Annotated in this window: 13 protein-coding genes and 1 tRNA gene; 6 read left to right on the forward strand and 8 right to left on the reverse strand. The window is 67.6% G+C overall.

Going from position 1 to position 15,074, the window contains the following annotated elements; all coding sequences use genetic code 11:
* The first annotated feature begins 134 nt into the window (after positions 1-134).
* Positions 135-1,427 (forward strand): acyl-CoA dehydrogenase family protein, encoded by a 1,293-nt coding sequence (locus ASC79_RS03985; RefSeq protein ID WP_056020003.1) that lies wholly within the window; start codon positions 135-137, stop codon positions 1,425-1,427.
* On the opposite strand, the gene ASC79_RS03990 is transcribed toward ASC79_RS03985, so the two are convergent.
* Together ASC79_RS03990 and ASC79_RS03995 are read right to left on the reverse strand one after the other, a co-directional pair.
* Positions 1,424-2,536: an FAD-dependent oxidoreductase gene (locus tag ASC79_RS03990; protein ID WP_082531922.1), complete on the reverse strand. Its 1,113-nt coding sequence runs from the start codon at positions 2,534-2,536 to the stop codon at positions 1,424-1,426. The two genes, ASC79_RS03985 and ASC79_RS03990, sit on opposite strands and share 4 nt — an antisense overlap.
* Before the next feature lie 91 nt (positions 2,537-2,627).
* On the reverse strand, positions 2,628-4,037 hold the full coding sequence (locus ASC79_RS03995) for a Mur ligase family protein (RefSeq protein ID WP_082531923.1): 1,410 nt from the start codon (positions 4,035-4,037) through the stop codon (positions 2,628-2,630).
* Between the two features lie 281 nt (positions 4,038-4,318).
* Here ASC79_RS03995 and ASC79_RS04000 point away from each other — a divergent pair.
* Positions 4,319-4,394: transfer RNA gene (locus ASC79_RS04000), tRNA-Asn, on the forward strand.
* A 158-nt stretch (positions 4,395-4,552) separates the two neighbouring features.
* The gene (locus ASC79_RS04005; RefSeq protein WP_056020012.1) at positions 4,553-5,158 is read left to right on the forward strand and encodes a peptidylprolyl isomerase; all 606 of its coding nucleotides are present in this window, start codon (positions 4,553-4,555) and stop codon (positions 5,156-5,158) included.
* Here ASC79_RS04005 and ASC79_RS04010 read toward each other — a convergent pair.
* Positions 5,155-6,837, reverse strand: a complete 1,683-nt coding sequence (locus ASC79_RS04010; protein WP_056020015.1) for a hypothetical protein — start codon at positions 6,835-6,837, stop codon at positions 5,155-5,157. The two genes, ASC79_RS04005 and ASC79_RS04010, sit on opposite strands and share 4 nt — an antisense overlap.
* 111 nt (positions 6,838-6,948) lie before the next feature.
* Positions 6,949-8,346, reverse strand: a complete 1,398-nt coding sequence (locus ASC79_RS04015) for a PLP-dependent aminotransferase family protein (RefSeq protein ID WP_056020018.1) — start codon at positions 8,344-8,346, stop codon at positions 6,949-6,951.
* 105 nt (positions 8,347-8,451) lie between these two features.
* On the opposite strand from ASC79_RS04015, the gene ASC79_RS04020 reads away from it, so the two are divergent.
* Entirely contained in the window at positions 8,452-9,312 is an 861-nt protein-coding gene (locus ASC79_RS04020; protein WP_056020021.1) for a DMT family transporter, read from the forward strand.
* Between the two features lie 19 nt (positions 9,313-9,331).
* Here ASC79_RS04020 and efp read toward each other — a convergent pair whose 3' ends face one another.
* Positions 9,332-9,898 (reverse strand): elongation factor P, encoded by a 567-nt coding sequence (gene efp / locus ASC79_RS04025; protein ID WP_156378325.1) that lies wholly within the window; start codon positions 9,896-9,898, stop codon positions 9,332-9,334.
* 143 nt (positions 9,899-10,041) lie between these two features.
* Here efp and epmA point away from each other — a divergent pair, with 143 nt between their 5' ends.
* The gene (gene epmA, locus ASC79_RS04030; protein WP_056021004.1) at positions 10,042-11,094 is read left to right on the forward strand and encodes an EF-P lysine aminoacylase EpmA; all 1,053 of its coding nucleotides are present in this window, start codon (positions 10,042-10,044) and stop codon (positions 11,092-11,094) included.
* Between the two features lie 44 nt (positions 11,095-11,138).
* Entirely contained in the window at positions 11,139-12,176 is a 1,038-nt protein-coding gene (locus ASC79_RS04035) for a lysine-2,3-aminomutase-like protein (protein WP_056020027.1), read from the forward strand.
* 12 nt (positions 12,177-12,188) lie between these two features.
* Here the strand turns inward: ASC79_RS04035 and ASC79_RS04040 are convergent, their stop codons facing one another.
* The 3 genes from ASC79_RS04040 to ASC79_RS04050 are packed head-to-tail and all read right to left on the reverse strand — an operon-like array spanning position 12,189 to position 15,067.
* Complete coding sequence (locus ASC79_RS04040; protein ID WP_056020030.1) at positions 12,189-13,808, reverse strand: NAD(P)/FAD-dependent oxidoreductase; 1,620 nt, start codon at positions 13,806-13,808, stop codon at positions 12,189-12,191.
* Positions 13,809-13,844: 36 nt separating this feature from the next.
* Entirely contained in the window at positions 13,845-14,630 is a 786-nt protein-coding gene (locus ASC79_RS04045) for an SDR family NAD(P)-dependent oxidoreductase (RefSeq protein ID WP_156378326.1), read from the reverse strand.
* A complete protein-coding gene (locus ASC79_RS04050) occupies positions 14,627-15,067 on the reverse strand; it encodes a VOC family protein (RefSeq protein ID WP_056021007.1) in 441 nt (146 codons plus the stop codon). Before ASC79_RS04050 ends, ASC79_RS04045 begins: the two co-directional genes overlap by 4 nt.
* Between the last annotated feature and the right edge of the window lie 7 nt (positions 15,068-15,074).

The raw sequence follows: 15,074 nt of genomic DNA on the forward strand, positions 1-15,074 counted from the left end.
GGAGGCTGCCTAGGGCGCCGGCTCGCCGCCTGCGAGACGCCTGCGACCGGGGCCGCTCGCGGGGCGACCGAACCGCCTGACCCGGCGGAAGCGCAAACCTGGGTTAGGCTGGCGTCAAAACAGGGAGAGACGCGATGGATTTCAGCCTGCCGCCGGAACTGACCGCCTATCTGGATGAGCTCGACGCCTTCATCGAGGCCAAGATCAAGCCGCTGGAGAACCAGGACGACAACATCCGCTACTTCGACCACCGCCGCGAATACGAGCGCACCGACTGGGACGCTGGCGGCCTGCCCAAGAAGGAGTGGGAAGAGCTGCTGGGCAAGGCCCGCAAGCTGGCCGACGAGGCCGGCCACCTGCGCTATGCCTGGCCCAAGGAGATGGGCGGCAAGGCCGGCAGCAACCTCGACATGGCCGTCATCCGCGAGCACCTGGCCGCCAAAGGCCTGGGGCTGCACAACGACCTGCAGAACGAGCACTCGATCGTCGGCAACAACCCTTTCATCCTGATGTTCAAGGAGTTCGCCACGAACGCTCAGTACGAGCGGGACGGCGACAAGCTGCTGAACGGCGGGATGCGGACGGGCTTTGGACTCACCGAACCCAACCACGGCTCCGACGCCACCTTCATGGAGACCACCGCCGTCCGCCAGGACAAGGACGGCCAGCCCGGCTGGCTGATCCGCGGCGAGAAGATGTGGACGACGGGCATGCACGTGGCCACCCACGTCATGGTCTTCGCCCGGACGTCCGGCGAGGACGGCGACGCCACCGGCATCACCTGCTTCATCGTGCCGGCCGACGCACCGGGCGTGAAGGTCGAGGAATATCTCTGGACCTTCAACATGCCGACCGACCACCCGCGGGTCAGCTTCACCGACGTCTGGGTGCCGGAGGACAGCTACTGGGGCCAGGTCGATCGCGGGCTGGGGCTGGGACAGTCGTTCGTGCACCAGAACCGCATCCGCCAGGCGGCCTCGTCGCTGGGCGCGGCGGTCTACTGCATCGAGGAGAGCGTCAAGTACGCCCGCGCCCGCAAGCCGTTCGGGAAGGCGCTGGCCGAGAACCAGGCCATCCAGTGGCCGCTGGTCGAGCTGGCGACCCAGTGCGAGATGCTGCGGTTGCTGATCCGCAAGACCGCGTGGGACATGGACCGCATGCCTCACAAGGAGATCGAGAAGCAGATCTCCGACAAGGTCTCGATGTGCAACTACTGGGCTAACCGGCTGGTCTGCGAAGCCGCCGACCGGGCCATGCAGGTCCATGGCGGCATCGGCTATTCACGCCATAAGCCGTTCGAGCACATCTATCGCCACCACCGCCGCTATCGGATCACCGAGGGCGCCGAGGAGATCCAGATGCGCAAGGTCGCCGCCTTCCTGTTCGGCTACCTCGGCCCCAAGCGGGCTCAGTTCAAGGACGCCTAGACCGCGAGCTTGGCGAACATCGCCTTGTGGTCCGCCAGGATGCGCTTGGTGAGTTCGCCATCCGGTTCGGTCGACCAGTTCCCCTTGTCGAACGAGCCGCCGAGGATGATCCCGTCGCGTCGCGGGAACATGTAGGCGCGGCCCGACATCAGGTTGTAGGTCACCTCCGGCTGGGGCAGCAGCACGACCAACTGCCCGCGGCCGGGGACGATCTCCTTGTCTCCGAACAACTCCCCCGCGCCCAGGCCGGTGCAGTTGAAGACCACCGGTTCAGGCAGGGCCTGGACCTCGGCGGGCGTCTTTAGATCACGAACGACGATCCTGCCGCCGGCGGCCAGCACGTCCTCCATCATGGCCTGCAGATAGATTGGCGGCTCGACCATCATGCTGTCCCAATACTGCAGGGTCGACTTGCCGAACGGATGCTCGCCCGGCGCCGCGGTCCGAAGTTCCGGCGCCATCCCCGACATTCGGGCGAACAGGTCGCCGGCGCCGAAGCGGTCCTCGTCGACCACGTAGTTGCGGGTCCAGCGCACCCCGTACTCGGGCCCGGAGAGCTGCTGGTAGTGGTGGTAGGACAGCTTCGCGGCCTGCACCAACTGGTCCATGAACTGCGGAGTCGCCACCTTTGAATCGTAGACCGACGCGGGCCACCATTGGCCGCCGGCGATGTTGGAGGTGGTCTCGGGCGGCAGCGCCTTGGCGTAGATCGTGACGCGGCCTCCGCGGCGTTGAATCAGCCGCGCCGTGGCCAGGCCCACCGCGCCGCAGCCCAGCACCGCATAGTCCCGCTCAGGCCCGGCGAACCCAAGGTCCAACGCCATGTGCGACGTGCCCCAGGACAGCGTGATCCCGCCGCCGCCGTGTCCATAGTTGTGCACCAGGGTCTTGGCGCCGAACGGCTCGGCCCGCACCACGAAGCCGCCCGGCCGAAACGGGCGAAGGCCGGCGATGACACGGATCACCCGATCCTCGGCGACATGCACCGGCGCCAGCCGCAGCCGGCCAGACGGCTGAAGGGCATCGGAGAAACCGGCGGGCGTGGTGGTCGCGCAGCCAGCCAGCGTCCCCGCTCCCAACATCAGACCAAAGTTGCGCCGTGTGTGCATCACGCTCTCCCCCTGCCAGCGAAGGCTGCACCGGCTCGCCGAGACTTCCAACTGCAGGCTGAGGGTTCGCAACGGCCGATTGCAAGGCGCCTCAGGCGTAGGCAGGCGCGCCGTAGAGTCGGTCGAACAGCGCCGGCAGGCTGTCGGGCAAGCCGAGCAATGGCCCTGAGGATAGCAGCAGGACGACCTCGTCGCCGCGCAGGTGCGAAAGCGCCTCGATCGCCTGCGCGGCGTCGGCCACACCCTCGACGGCGATGCCTGTGGCCTGGGCGCGCATCAGAATCTCTTCGAAGGTCGATTGATGGTGGCTGCCGGCGCCGTGCACCGGCGGCGGGCAGATCAGCACGCGCGACGCGCCGTTGAACACGGTGTCGTACCAAGGCAGGGCGTCGCGGCTGCGCCAGCTGAAGGTATGCGGCTCGAACACCACGACCAGCGGCCGGTCAGGATAGTGCAGACGCATGGCGTCGATGGCCGAGTGAGCCTTTTCATAGGAGCTTCCGAAGCCCTCGATCACAGGAACGCGCGAGGCGGTGGTGAGCCGGTCAAGGCGGCGCCGGATGCCGGCGAAGCTCGCGACGCCCGCCGCCAGAGCCGCCTGGCTCACCAGACCACGCTCGAGCAGATAGGCCGCGACGCCGACGACGTTCTCCACATTGTGCGCACCCAGCAGCTGGGTCGTGAGCGCGATCCTGCGCCCGCCCGGCGCCACCAGATCGAAGCGCGTGGTTTCGCCAAACTCGACGTTGGCGGCGTACCAGCCGTCGCAAGGCTTGGTGTCGTACCAGACGACCCGCGCCGTGGTCTCGCCCGCGACCGCCCGCGTCGCTGGATGGTCGCGCAGCACCACCAGGCCGTCCGTCGGGATCCTGCGCAGCAGGACTCGGAACGGCGCTTCATACTCTTCGAAGGTCGGGAAGACGTTGACGTGGTCGTGGACCAGCGAGGTCAACAGCAGATGGTTCGGGTGATAGAGTTCAAACTTCGAGCGCTGGTCGCTGGACGAGACGATGTACTCGTCGCCCTCCAGAACCACTTCGCCCGAGCCCCATTGCCCCGTCGCCGGCAGCGAAGGCGAGATCGCCCCGACCATCCAGCCAGGCCGTGTCCCCGCCTGCTCAAGCACGTGGGCCATCAAGGCCGTGCAGGTCGACTTGCCGAACGAACCCGCGATCACCGTGACGGCGCGCTGGCGAGTCGCCTCGCCCAGCATCTCGGCGAATGTGGTGACACGCACGCCTCGCGCCCGCGCCGCGATCACCTCTGGGTTCGATTCGGCGCCGAGCTTGGCGCTGGTCCCCAGCACCAGCACGTCGAGACCGTCCGGCAGGTTCGCGGCGTCGAATCGACGATGGAAGGGGAAGCCCAGCCCTTCGACATAGGTCGACATGGGCGGAAAGACGTCTTCGTCCGATCCGGAAATCTCGTGCCCCGCGTCGCGCATCATCAGGGCTACGGCGCTCATGCCCGCCCCAGCTATCCCGGTGAAATGGATACGCATTTCCGCCCTAGAGTCTCACGGTTTCGCCCCTGGTACCCAAGGGCGCGCGGCCCGTCGAGGGGTCTCAGCGTCGCGCCCGACCATTGGTGGCAATGAGCGTTAATCACCACTTAACCAAGGAAGCCGGACCATGCCTGCGTCTTCCTTGAAGACACCCCACCATCACCGAACTTCGTTTCAAGCCCGGCTCCGGCCGGGCTCTTTTTTTGATCTGTGAGCAAACTCGATTTGAGCGCTTGCGCACCCGGCGAGGGCTGGGTATATCGCCGCCTCCAACGTGATCCCCGATAGCTCAGTTGGTAGAGCAGTCGGCTGTTAACCGACTTGTCGCAGGTTCGAGTCCTGCTCGGGGAGCCACTTGGACTACCGCTCTAAGCAGCGGCCCTCCCAAAAAACCTAGAGCCTGCGGGTAGCGACCAGCTTTCGCCACGGCTGCGATCTGCGCTCCAATGGCGCACGGCGCGTTGCCTGCCGCGCGCCGGCCGCTAAGCTGCGCGTGAAACTGGAGTTGAGCGATGAAGCGACGGGCATTCCTGGGCGCCATGGCCGCAGCGGCGGCGCTTCCCGCGGCGGCGCAGACCCCGCCCGCGCCCGTTCACGTCGTTCTGGAAACCGCAGACGGCCCGATCACGCTCGAGCTCTATCCGGACAAGGCGCCCATCACCGCCAACAATTTCCTTCGCTACGTCGATGAGAAGCGGTTCGACGGCGCCACGCTCTACCGCGCCTCGAAGGTCCCCAATGCGCCGGAGTACGGATTGGTCCAGGGCGGCGTGCAGAACGACCCCAAGCGCGTCCTGAAGCCGATCGCGCACGAACCGACGACCAAGACCGGCCTGTCGCATGTGGATGGAGCGATCTCGATGGGCCGCACCAATCCCGGGACGGCCACCTCCGACTTTTTCATCTGCGTCGGCGACATGACCTACATGGACGCCGACCCCAAACAGCCTGGCGACAACCTGGGCTTTGCGACCTTCGGCAAGGTGGTCGAGGGCATGGACACCGTGAAGAAGATCCTGGCCGCGCCCACCTCTCCCACCGCCGGCGAGGGCGTCATGAAGGGCGAAATGCTGGCCAAGCCCGTGAAGATCATCACCGCCCGCCGGGCGTCGCTCTAGATCGAGACAATCCAATCCCCGGTCAGGCTGACGTCCGAACGCCCGACCAATATGACTTGGCCGTCCCCGTCCAATGTGATCACCACGTCCCCATCGACGCGCGCCACAGTATAGGCAGCTCCTCCACCAATCGCGACTCGATCGCCTTCCGCACGATTGAAGTCGACGATGCGGTCAATCCCAGCGCCGACGAACGAGTAGAAGGTGTCCGCCCCGCCTCCGCCGCTGATCATGTCGTCGCCGCGGTCGCCTGAGAGGAAGTCCGCCCCCAGCCCGCCAGATAGCGAATCCGCATCCTGACCACCGAGCATGGTGTCCGCTCCATCCCCGCCGTCGAGCAGATCGCGGCCCATATTTCCATAGACCAGATCACTTCCAGCCTGGCCGTAGAGCACGTCATCGTGCTGGCCGCCAACGACCCAATCGTCGCCCTGGCCTCCGAACAGCGTGTCGGCCCCCATGTTGCCGTGCATGTCATCGAAGCCGGAGCCGCCCGACAGACTGTCGTCGCCTCCTTCGCCGCGAAGGAAGTCATTGCCAACGCCGCCGAGAATCGTGTCGCTCCCGCCGCCTGCGAGGATCCGGTCGCCGCCAGTATTTCCCGCAAGTGTGTTAGCCGCGGCGTTGCCGATCAGGGTATCGTCTCCGCTACCGGCCTCCACGTTCTCGATGACCGTGCTGAAGGCGATCCCAAGGTTGTCGCGACCGGTGTAGAGAACGCCGTGGTGTTCCGAGTTGTCAAAGCCCCTCGCGATCGCGTCGGCGAACTCCGGCAATTTCGCCGTCCAGAAGGCCTGCTGGGCCTCGCGCGTATAGATGGCGATGCTGCTGTACGCGCCCGGCGTCAGGTCGACCAACGACGGGCGGCTGTGGGCCGACAGGTCGATCCGATCTATCCCGCCCGCGTCGTAGATCGATGTCAGGAACGGGGTGTCTTCAATCCAACGGTAGGTATCGGCGCCGGCCGCGGTGGTCGGGTTCGCACCGTAAAGCGTCTGCAGCGCCAGGATGTCGAAGACCATCGGCTGCGCGACGACGAGGCGCTCCCCACGGGTCATCATGCCGTCGCCGTATCGGGAAAAGCTTAGCGTTTCGACGTCCTCTGCAGGGGTGTAGGACATCACCGTGTAACGGGTGGAGTCGAACCCCGCCGAAAGCGCCAACTCGTGTTCGAACGGGTGATTGAGCCCCAGCGCATGCCCCAATTCGTGAAGCACGACCGGCAAGACCGTCTCACCCTTCTCAAAGTTCCAGCCGACGCCCAATGTGCTCTTCGCCATGACGTCGTCGAGCCAGATGTCGCCGGCCCTCGGATCGGCACCTTCGCCGATCGACGGTGGCGGCGATGCGTAGCCTCCCCACGGATCCGCATCGACGAAGGCGATCCGAATGTCGCCCTGCTGCACGCTGTCTACGGTTTCCCTGATCGGCGTTGCTATCAAGCGCTCGTAGCTCGCGACAAACACGCGGACGGCAGCGGCTTGATCGTCGGTCAGAAATCCAAAGCCCGGCCGTCGAGGCTCATTGCCCCAGTACTCCTTCCACTCGCTCCCCAGTTCCGGATAACCCTCCCAGGTGCTCGTTGCCCCAGGAATGCTGAAGGTGATGACTGGGCCGGTCCATTTCGTGTTTGGAAAAAGCATCCCATCAAGGATTTGCTCGGTGGTCGGACTGGCCATGCTTTTTCTTCACAACAAGAGCGCGCAAACATGTCGATTCGCCATCATTAGTAGCAAGCGCTGACAAGCTCAACCGTTCGCTATGATAGGAGCGGCGGCCCGACGGCCGCGCTATTGCCGACCTTGTCGCATTGCGCGCCCAAGCGCCTCATAGACCCGGCCGTCCGCACACTGGGCGACGTTGAAGCGCATGTAGCCGCGCGCCGACTGCGAGAGACTGAACGCGTCGCCGGGCGCAAGCACCACGCCGTCCGCCAAGGCGCGCTGCGCAAGCGGGGCCGCGTCCACACCTTCGGGCAAGGCCATCCACAGAAACATCCCTGACTGCGGCTCGATCCAGGGCTGAAGACCCAAGGACCGCAGGCGCCGCAAGGTCTCTCCCCTCGCCCGCGCCAATCGCTCACGAAGTCCCGCGAGGTAGCGGCGATAGGCCCCGTCGGTCAGGATCGACAGCGTAAGCTCGGCCGCCAGCTGGCCGCCCCCGAAGGAGGTCGCGACCTTCAGGTCCACCAGCCCCTCGATCCAGTCGGCGCGGGCGGCGATGAAGCCGCAGCGGGCGGCGGCCGACAGCGTCTTGGAGAAACTGCCGATGTGGACGACCCGGTCGAGGCCGTCGAAGGCCGCCAGGCGCGGGGCCGGCTCGATCTCCAGATCCGCATAGATGTCGTCCTCGACGATGGTCACGCCGTGCCGTTCGGCCAGCTTCAGCAGGCGGTGGGCGACGACCGGGGCCAGGATGGCGCCCGTCGGATTCTGCGGCCCGGAATTGGTGATGTAGAGCCGCGGCCGATGGTCGATCAGCGCCTGCTCGAACGCCTCAAGATCAGGGCCTGAGGCCGTCCAGGGCGCACCGACCACCTGCACGCGATGGGCGCGCAGCATGGCGTGGAAGTTGAAGTAGCAGGGATCGTCGACGATCACCGTGTCGCCAGGCTCCAGCAGGAAGCGGCAGACGAGATCGATCGCCTGGGTGCCGGATTCGGTCAGCATGATCTGGCCAGGCGGCGCCTCGACGCCATGCTCGGCCACACGCCGAGATAGATGCTGGCGCAGGGCCGGCAGTCCCAGCGGCGGCCCATAGTCCGTGAGGTTGGCGCGCTCGGACCGCGCCAGACCGCGCAAGGCGCGGCGCACGGCGTCCTGGGGCATCCAATCGGAAGGCAGCCACCCGCAGCCGGGTTTCAGGGCGTCAGGCCATGTCTCTAGCGACTGACGCGACACCCACAAGGGATCGATGGACCGATCGAGCTTGGGGCCCAGCTCGGCCAGGGCCAGGGGCGGCGCGCGGCCGGCGACATAGAAGCCCGATCCGCGCCGCGCCTGTATGACGCCCTCGGCCGCAAGGCGGTCGTAGGCCTCTACCACCGTCGATTTGGAAACGCCCATGGCGTCGGCGAACGCGCGGATCGAGGGCGCCTTCGCCCCGGGCTGCAGGGCGCGACCGGCGATGCGCTGGCGGATGGCCGCCATCACCTGATCGACGCGTGTGCCGCCGCTTTCGAGCGCCATCTGTATTGCAATCCTGATCAGTACAGTTTGGCGTAATTGTAACCCACCGTTCCTGGCTGTGCGAGCGCCGCGCGGCGCATACCGAAGCCGAACGGAGATGCGGACATGGATGCGAAAGCGCGCGGCTGGCTGGACGGCTTTCTAGGGGTGGCGATCTTTTCGGGCTCGTTGCCCGCAACTCGTGTCGCCGTGGCCGAGCTGTCGCCCACCTTTCTGACCGCAGCGCGGGCGACCATCGCCGGGCTGCTGGCGATCGCCCTGTTGGCCGCTTTTCGCGCGCCTAGACCGGAACGCCGCGACCTCGCCCCGCTGGCGATGATGGGGCTGGGCGTGGTGCTGGGCTTCCCGATGCTGACCGCCCTGGCGCTCCAGCACGTCACGGCGGCCCATTCCATCGTGTTCGTCGGCCTGCTGCCGATGACCACGGCGGTCTTCGCAGTGCTCCTGGGCGGCGAGCGCCCCAAGCGCTCGTTCTGGATCTTCGCCCTGATCGGAGCGGCGCTGGTCGCGGGCTTTGCGTTCAGTCAGGGCGGCGCAGGCACATTGCAGGGCGACCTGCTGATGATCGCCGCCATCGTCGTGTGCGGCCTGGGCTATGCGGAAGGCGGACGCGTCTCACGCCGCCTGGGCGGCTGGCAGGCGGTCTGCTGGTCGTTGATCCTCTGCCTGCCGCTGATGGCTCCGGCGGCGCTGCTGGCGCGCCCCGAGGATGTCGCAGAGATCAGTGCGCAGGCCTGGACGGGCCTGGCCTATGTCTCGCTGTTCAGCATGCTGGTCGGCTGCGTGTTTTGGTACCGCGGCCTGGCGGCGGGCGGCGTCGCGGCGGTCGGGCAGTTGCAACTGCTGCAGCCCTTCATGGGCCTGGCCCTGGCGGCGGGGCTGCTGGGCGAGCCCGTAGGCTGGTCGATGGCGGCGGTGACGCTCGCGGTGGTGCTGTGCGTGGCGGGGGCCAGGCGCTTCGCCTGATCCCCGCCTCGCGAAAGGCTTAGTCCTTGGCGCGTTCCTGGTAGGTCCAGTCTTCGGTCAGGATCACCACGCGCGTGCCGGCGGTGATGTAGGGCGGCACCATGACGCGTTCGCCGTTGGTCAGGATCGCCGGCTTGTACGACGACGAGGCGGTCTGGCCCTTCACCGAAGGCTCGGTCTCGGCGATCTCGAAGGTCACCAGACGCGGCAGCTCCATGGCGATCGGCACGCCCTCATGAACCGAAAGCACGACGGTCATGCCGTCGGTCAGCCACGGCGCGCTGTCGCCGACGGTGTCTTCCGAAACCACGACCTGGTCGTAGGTCTCGGGCTGCATGAAGTGGTAGCCCTCGCCGTCCTGGTAGAGGAAGTTGTAGTTGCGGTCGTCGACGAAGGCGCGTTCGACCTGCTCGGTCGTGCGCCAGCGCTCGGACACCTTCACCCCGTCGGAGATGCGGCGCATGTTGAGCTGGGTGACCGGGGTTCCCTTGCCGGGATGGATGTTTTCGGCGGTCAGGACGACATAGAGCTTGCCGTCCATATCGACGACGGCGCCTTTCCTGAGCGAGCTGGCAGCGACCTTCACGTAGTTCGTCCTCGAGCCTATTGGGAGGCCGGGCATCGGCCTCGCGCGATTCCGCCGAGCGGCGGTCTTGGCGCGCACCTATACGATGAAGGCGAAATTCGCCAGTCATGATCGAAATGGCCGCACAGAGGACGCCCGTGCCGATGACTTCACAATCGCCATGGTGGCGGGCCGACATCCACCAGGACCGCCGGCCGTTCCTGCTGGCGCGAGGCGCGATCACCCGCGCCGTGCGCCGCTGGTTCGAGCACCGCGAGTTCACCGAGGTCGAGGGCGCGGCGTTGCAGGTCTCGCCCGGCAACGAGGCGCACCTGCACGCCTTCGGCACTGAAATCATTGGCAATGCCGGCGAGCGACAACCGCTCTACCTGCACACCTCGCCCGAATTCGCCTGCAAGAAACTGCTGGCCGCCGGCGAGACGCGGATCTTCGATTTCGCGCGGGTCTGGCGCAATCGCGAGCGCGGTCCGCTGCACCATCCGGAGTTCACCCTGCTTGAGTGGTACCGGACAAACGAACCCTACGAACAACTCATGGTCGACTGCGCGGACCTGCTGCGGCTGGCGGCGGAGACGGTTGAGGCGAGAACCCTCTCCTATCGGCAGGTTTCCAGCGACCCCTTCCAGGAACCTGAACGGTTGAGCCTCCAGGAGGCCTTCCAGAGGCATGCCGGCATCGACCTGCTGGCGACGGTCACGGCCGACGGCGAGACTGACCGCGACGGACTGGCTTACGCGGCAAGGGCTTGCGGCGTCCGCGTCGCCGACGACGACGTCTGGCAGGATATCTATTCGAAGGTGCTGGTTGAGAAGGTCGAGCCCAACCTGGGCATGGGCCGCCCGACGATCCTATGCGAGTACCCGATCAGCGAGGCCGCCTTGGCCCGCCCCAAGGCGTCCGACCCGCGGGTGGCCGAGCGCTTCGAGCTCTATGCCTGCGGGGTCGAGCTGGCCAACGCGTTCGGCGAGCTGACCGATCCGGTCGAGCAGCGCCGCCGCTTCCAGGCCGAGATGGACGAAAAGGCCCGCGTCCATGGCGAGCGCTACCCGATCGACGAGGACTTCCTGGCCGCCCTGGCGCACATGCCGAGCGCCTGCGGTTCGGCGCTGGGCTTCGACCGGCTGGTGATGCTGGCGACCGGCGCGAGCCGGATCGAGCAGGTGGTCTGGACGCCGGTGGCCGACGTCGCGCGCTAGGCCGCATTTGCCCCCTCGCCCCGCATGGGCCATATGCCCGCTGGATGAGCACGCTTCGCAAACCGGGCGACCTGATCGCCGCCGGGCTGGCGCCGCCCGAGCGGCTGCCGGAGCTTGAGCGCGTCGCCGCGCGCTACGCGCTGGCGATCACCCCGGACATGGCCGAGCTGATCGACCCCGGCGACGCCGCCGATCCCATCGCCCGCCAGCTGATGCCCAGCGAGGCGGAGCTGGAGATGCGGGCGGAAGAGAACCCCGATCCGGTCGGCGACTTCGCCTTCAGCCCGGTCGAGGGGATCGTCCACCGCTATCCCGACCGCGTGCTGCTGAAGCCGACCCACACCTGCGCGGTCTATTGCCGGTTCTGCTTCCGGCGCGAGATGGTCGGCCCCGAGGGGCTGTCGAACCTGACGGCGGCGCAACTGGACGCGGCCTTCGACTACATCGCGGGGCGGCCGGAGATCTGGGAGGTCATCGTCACCGGCGGCGACCCGTTCGTGCTTTCGCCCCGGCGGCTGGCCGACATCTCCGCCCGGCTGGCGGCCATCGAGCATGTGAAGGTCGTCCGCTACCACACCCGCGTGCCGGTGGTGGACCCGGCGGCGGTGACCGAGGACCTGGCCGCCGCGCTCAAGTGCGAAGGCAAGGCGGTCTATGTCGCCCTGCACGCCAACCATCCGCGCGAGCTGACGCCCGCCGCCCGCGCCGCCTGCGCCCGCATCATCGACGCCGGCCTGCCGATGCTGAGCCAGACAGTGCTGCTGAAGGGCGTGAACGACGACGCCGAGACGCTGGGCGCGCTGATGCGCGGCTTCGTCGAGAACCGGATCAAGCCGTACTACCTGCACCAAGGCGACCTGGCGCCGGGCACCGCACACCTGCGCACCAGCATCGAGGACGGCCGCCGCCTGATGCGCGACCTGCGCGGCCGTTTCTCAGGCCTCTGCCAGCCGACCTACGTGCTCGACATCCCAGGCGGCCACGGCAAGGTCCCGGTCGGCCCCGACTATGTCGGCGAGGCGACAGTCGAGGACCCGAACGGGGTGCTCCACGCCTATCCGCCGCCAGCTCGATCAGACTAGGCGGCCTAGCCGCTAGCCCTCTCCGGCGATACTCCGTGCGACGGCCTCGGCGACCTTGATGCCGTCGATGGAGGCCGAGAGGATTCCGCCGGCGTAGCCTGCGCCTTCGCCTGCGGGATAGAGGCCGGCGGTGTTGAGGCTCTGGAAGTCCTTGCCGCGGGTGATGCGGACCGGGGATGAGGTGCGGGTCTCGACGCCGGTGAGGATCGCGTCGGCGGCGTCGAAGCCGGGGATCTGGCGGGCGAAGGCCGGCAGGGCCTCGCGGATCGCCTCGATGGCGTAGTCCGGCAGGCAAGACGACAGATCGGTGGGCGTGACGCCGGGGCGGTAGGACGGGACGATCTCGCCAAGGCTGGTCGAGGCCTTGCCGGCCAGGAAGTCGCCGACCCGCTGGCCGGGCGCGGCATAGGTCTCGCCGCCCGCGACGAAGGCCTGGGATTCCCAGTGGCGCTGCAGGGCGATGCCGGCCAGCGGGTGGCCGGGATAGTCCTCGTCCGGGGTGATGCCGACGACGATGCCGGCATTGGCGTTCCGCTCGTTGCGGGAATACTGGCTCATGCCGTTGGTGACGACGCGGCCCGGCTCGGAGGCGGCGGCGACCACCGTGCCGCCCGGGCACATGCAGAAACTGTAGACCGTGCGGCCATTGGAACAGTGGTGCGAGAGACTGTAGGCCGCCGCGCCCAGGTCCTTATGCCCGGCGTTGGTCCCGAAGCGGGCGCGGTCGATCCAGGACTGCGGATGCTCGATACGGAATCCGAGCGAAAAGGGCTTGGCCTCGATGTGGACGCCACGGTCGTAGAGGGTGTGGAACGTGTCGCGGGCGCTGTGGCCCAGGGCCAGGACCACGTGGTCGGCCTCGATGTAGCCGCCGTCCTGCAGGTGCAGGCCGCGGATACGGCGCTGGCCGCCATCCTCGACGATGTCGAAGTCCTCGACCTTGTGCTGGAAGCGGTACTCGCCGCCGAGGCTCTCGACCTTCTCGCGCATCGCCTCGACCATGGTCACAAGGCGGAAGGTGCCGACGTGGGGGTGGGCCTCGGTGAGGATCTCGGGCGGCGCGCCGGCCTCGACGAACTCGGTCAGCACCTTGCGGCTGAGGAATCGCGGGTCCTTGACCTGGCTGTAGAGCTTGCCGTCGGAGAAGGTGCCGGCCCCGCCCTCCCCGAACTGGACGTTGGACTCCGGGTGCAGCTTGCTGCGCCGCCAGAGGTCCCAGGTGTCCTTGGTGCGTTCGCGCACGACCTTGCCGCGGTCGAGAATGATCGGCTTGAAGCCCATCTCGGCCAGGATCAGGCCCGCGAACAGGCCGCAGGGACCAGCGCCGATGACCACCGGGCGCCTGGCGAGGCCCGCCGGCGCAGCGGCGACCTGACGATAGGCCATGTCCGGGGTCGGCTGGACGTTGCGGTCGCCGGCATGGCGAGCCAGCACCGCGGCCTCGTCGGTCACCACGACATCGACCGTGTAGACCATCAGGATCGCCGCCTTGCGACGCGCGTCGTTGGCGCGGCGGAAGACCGCGAACGAAATCAATTCGTCCTCAGGCCCGGCCAGCTTGGCGAGGACCGCGGCGTGGAGGTCTTCCTCGGGGTGGCCGAGGGGCAGCTTGATTTCGGTCAGGCGCAGCATCGGGGGCTTTTAGCCGGTCTGGCCAAGGATGACAGCCTACTCCCCCACCGGCACCGTGTAGTTCAGCGCTAGCCGGCCGCCGTCAGGATAGATGGTCTGGCCGGTCATGTAGGAGGCGTCGTCGCTGGCCAGGAAGACGGCGACGCGGCCGATCTCGTCGGCCTCGCCGAAACGCCCCAGCGGGGTGCGCTGGAGCACGCGGCGGCGGGCGGCGTCATCGGCCATCACCCCCTGGAGGATGTCGGTGACGATGGTGCCGGGACCGATGGCGTTCACGCGCACGCCGTGGGGGGCGAGCCCCAGGGCCATGGCCTTGGTCAGTTGGGCCAGGCCGCCTTTCGAGGCGACGTAGGCGAGCTGGCCGGGGATGGCGAGCACGGCGTTGATCGACGACATGTTGATGATCGAGCCGCGGATCTTGGCGTCGACCATGTGCCGCGCCACGGTCTGGCCGACCACGAACGGCGCGCGCAGATTGACCGCCATGACCCGGTCGAAGTCCTCGAGCTCGGCGTCGAGGATGTCGCCGGGCGCCAGGATGCCGGCGTTGTTGACCAGCACGTCGATCCGTCCGAGCAGCGCGGCCGCGCGGATCACCGCCTTGCGCGCCGCCTCGGCGTCGGCGAGGTCGCAGGCCAGGGCGTGGACGGTGCGGCCGCTGGCCTTGGCGAGGTCTTCGGCGGCCGCGGTGACCCGCGCCTCATCGAGATCCAGGAGGACAAGGTCGCAGCCTTCGGCGGCGAAGGCGCGGGCGCAGCCCAGGCCGATCCCGCCAGCTGCGCCGGTGATGAGCGCCGCGCGCCCCGCGAGCCGGCCGCTCACCACGCCCCCGTATTCGGCATGGAGGCCCAGGGCTCGGCCGGGGCCTTGCGCTCGCCGGCCTGCAGCAGCTCGATCGAGATGCCGTCGGGCGAACGCACGAAGGCCATGTGGCCATCCCGGGGCGGACGGTTGATGGTCACGCCGCCGTCGGCCAGGCGCTGGCAGACCGCGTAGATGTCGTCGACCGCGTAGGCCAGGTGCCCGAAATTGCGGCCGCCCTGATAATCCTCAGGGTCCCAGTTGTAGGTCAGCTCGACCATCGGCGCCTTGCTGGCCAGGGCGGCTTCGCGGTCCTCCGGCGCGCAGAGGAAGACGAGGGAGAATCGCCCGCCCTGGCTCTCTGAACGGGAAACTTCGACCAGGCCGAGCTTGTCGCAATAGAAGTCCAGCGAGGCATCGAGGTCTGCGACCCGGACCATGGTGTGCAGGTATTTCACGGCGGCG

The organism is Phenylobacterium sp. Root1290 (assembly GCF_001425305.1).
GTDB lineage: Bacteria > Pseudomonadota > Alphaproteobacteria > Caulobacterales > Caulobacteraceae > Phenylobacterium.

Coding starts and splice junctions, on each gene's coding strand:
- ASC79_RS03990 (WP_082531922.1), bottom strand. CDS start 2,536: ATGCACACACGGCGCAACTTTGGTCTGATGTTGGGAGCGGGGACGCTG.
- ASC79_RS04010 (WP_056020015.1), bottom strand. CDS start 6,837: ATGGCCAGTCCGACCACCGAGCAAATCCTTGATGGGATGCTTTTTCCA.
- ASC79_RS04005 (WP_056020012.1), top strand. CDS start 4,553: ATGAAGCGACGGGCATTCCTGGGCGCCATGGCCGCAGCGGCGGCGCTT.
- ASC79_RS04040 (WP_056020030.1), bottom strand. CDS start 13,808: ATGCTGCGCCTGACCGAAATCAAGCTGCCCCTCGGCCACCCCGAGGAA.
- ASC79_RS04020 (WP_056020021.1), top strand. CDS start 8,452: ATGGATGCGAAAGCGCGCGGCTGGCTGGACGGCTTTCTAGGGGTGGCG.
- epmA (WP_056021004.1), top strand. CDS start 10,042: ATGACTTCACAATCGCCATGGTGGCGGGCCGACATCCACCAGGACCGC.
- ASC79_RS03995 (WP_082531923.1), bottom strand. CDS start 4,037: ATGCGTATCCATTTCACCGGGATAGCTGGGGCGGGCATGAGCGCCGTA.
- ASC79_RS03985 (WP_056020003.1), top strand. CDS start 135: ATGGATTTCAGCCTGCCGCCGGAACTGACCGCCTATCTGGATGAGCTC.
- ASC79_RS04035 (WP_056020027.1), top strand. CDS start 11,139: ATGAGCACGCTTCGCAAACCGGGCGACCTGATCGCCGCCGGGCTGGCG.
- ASC79_RS04015 (WP_056020018.1), bottom strand. CDS start 8,346: ATGGCGCTCGAAAGCGGCGGCACACGCGTCGATCAGGTGATGGCGGCC.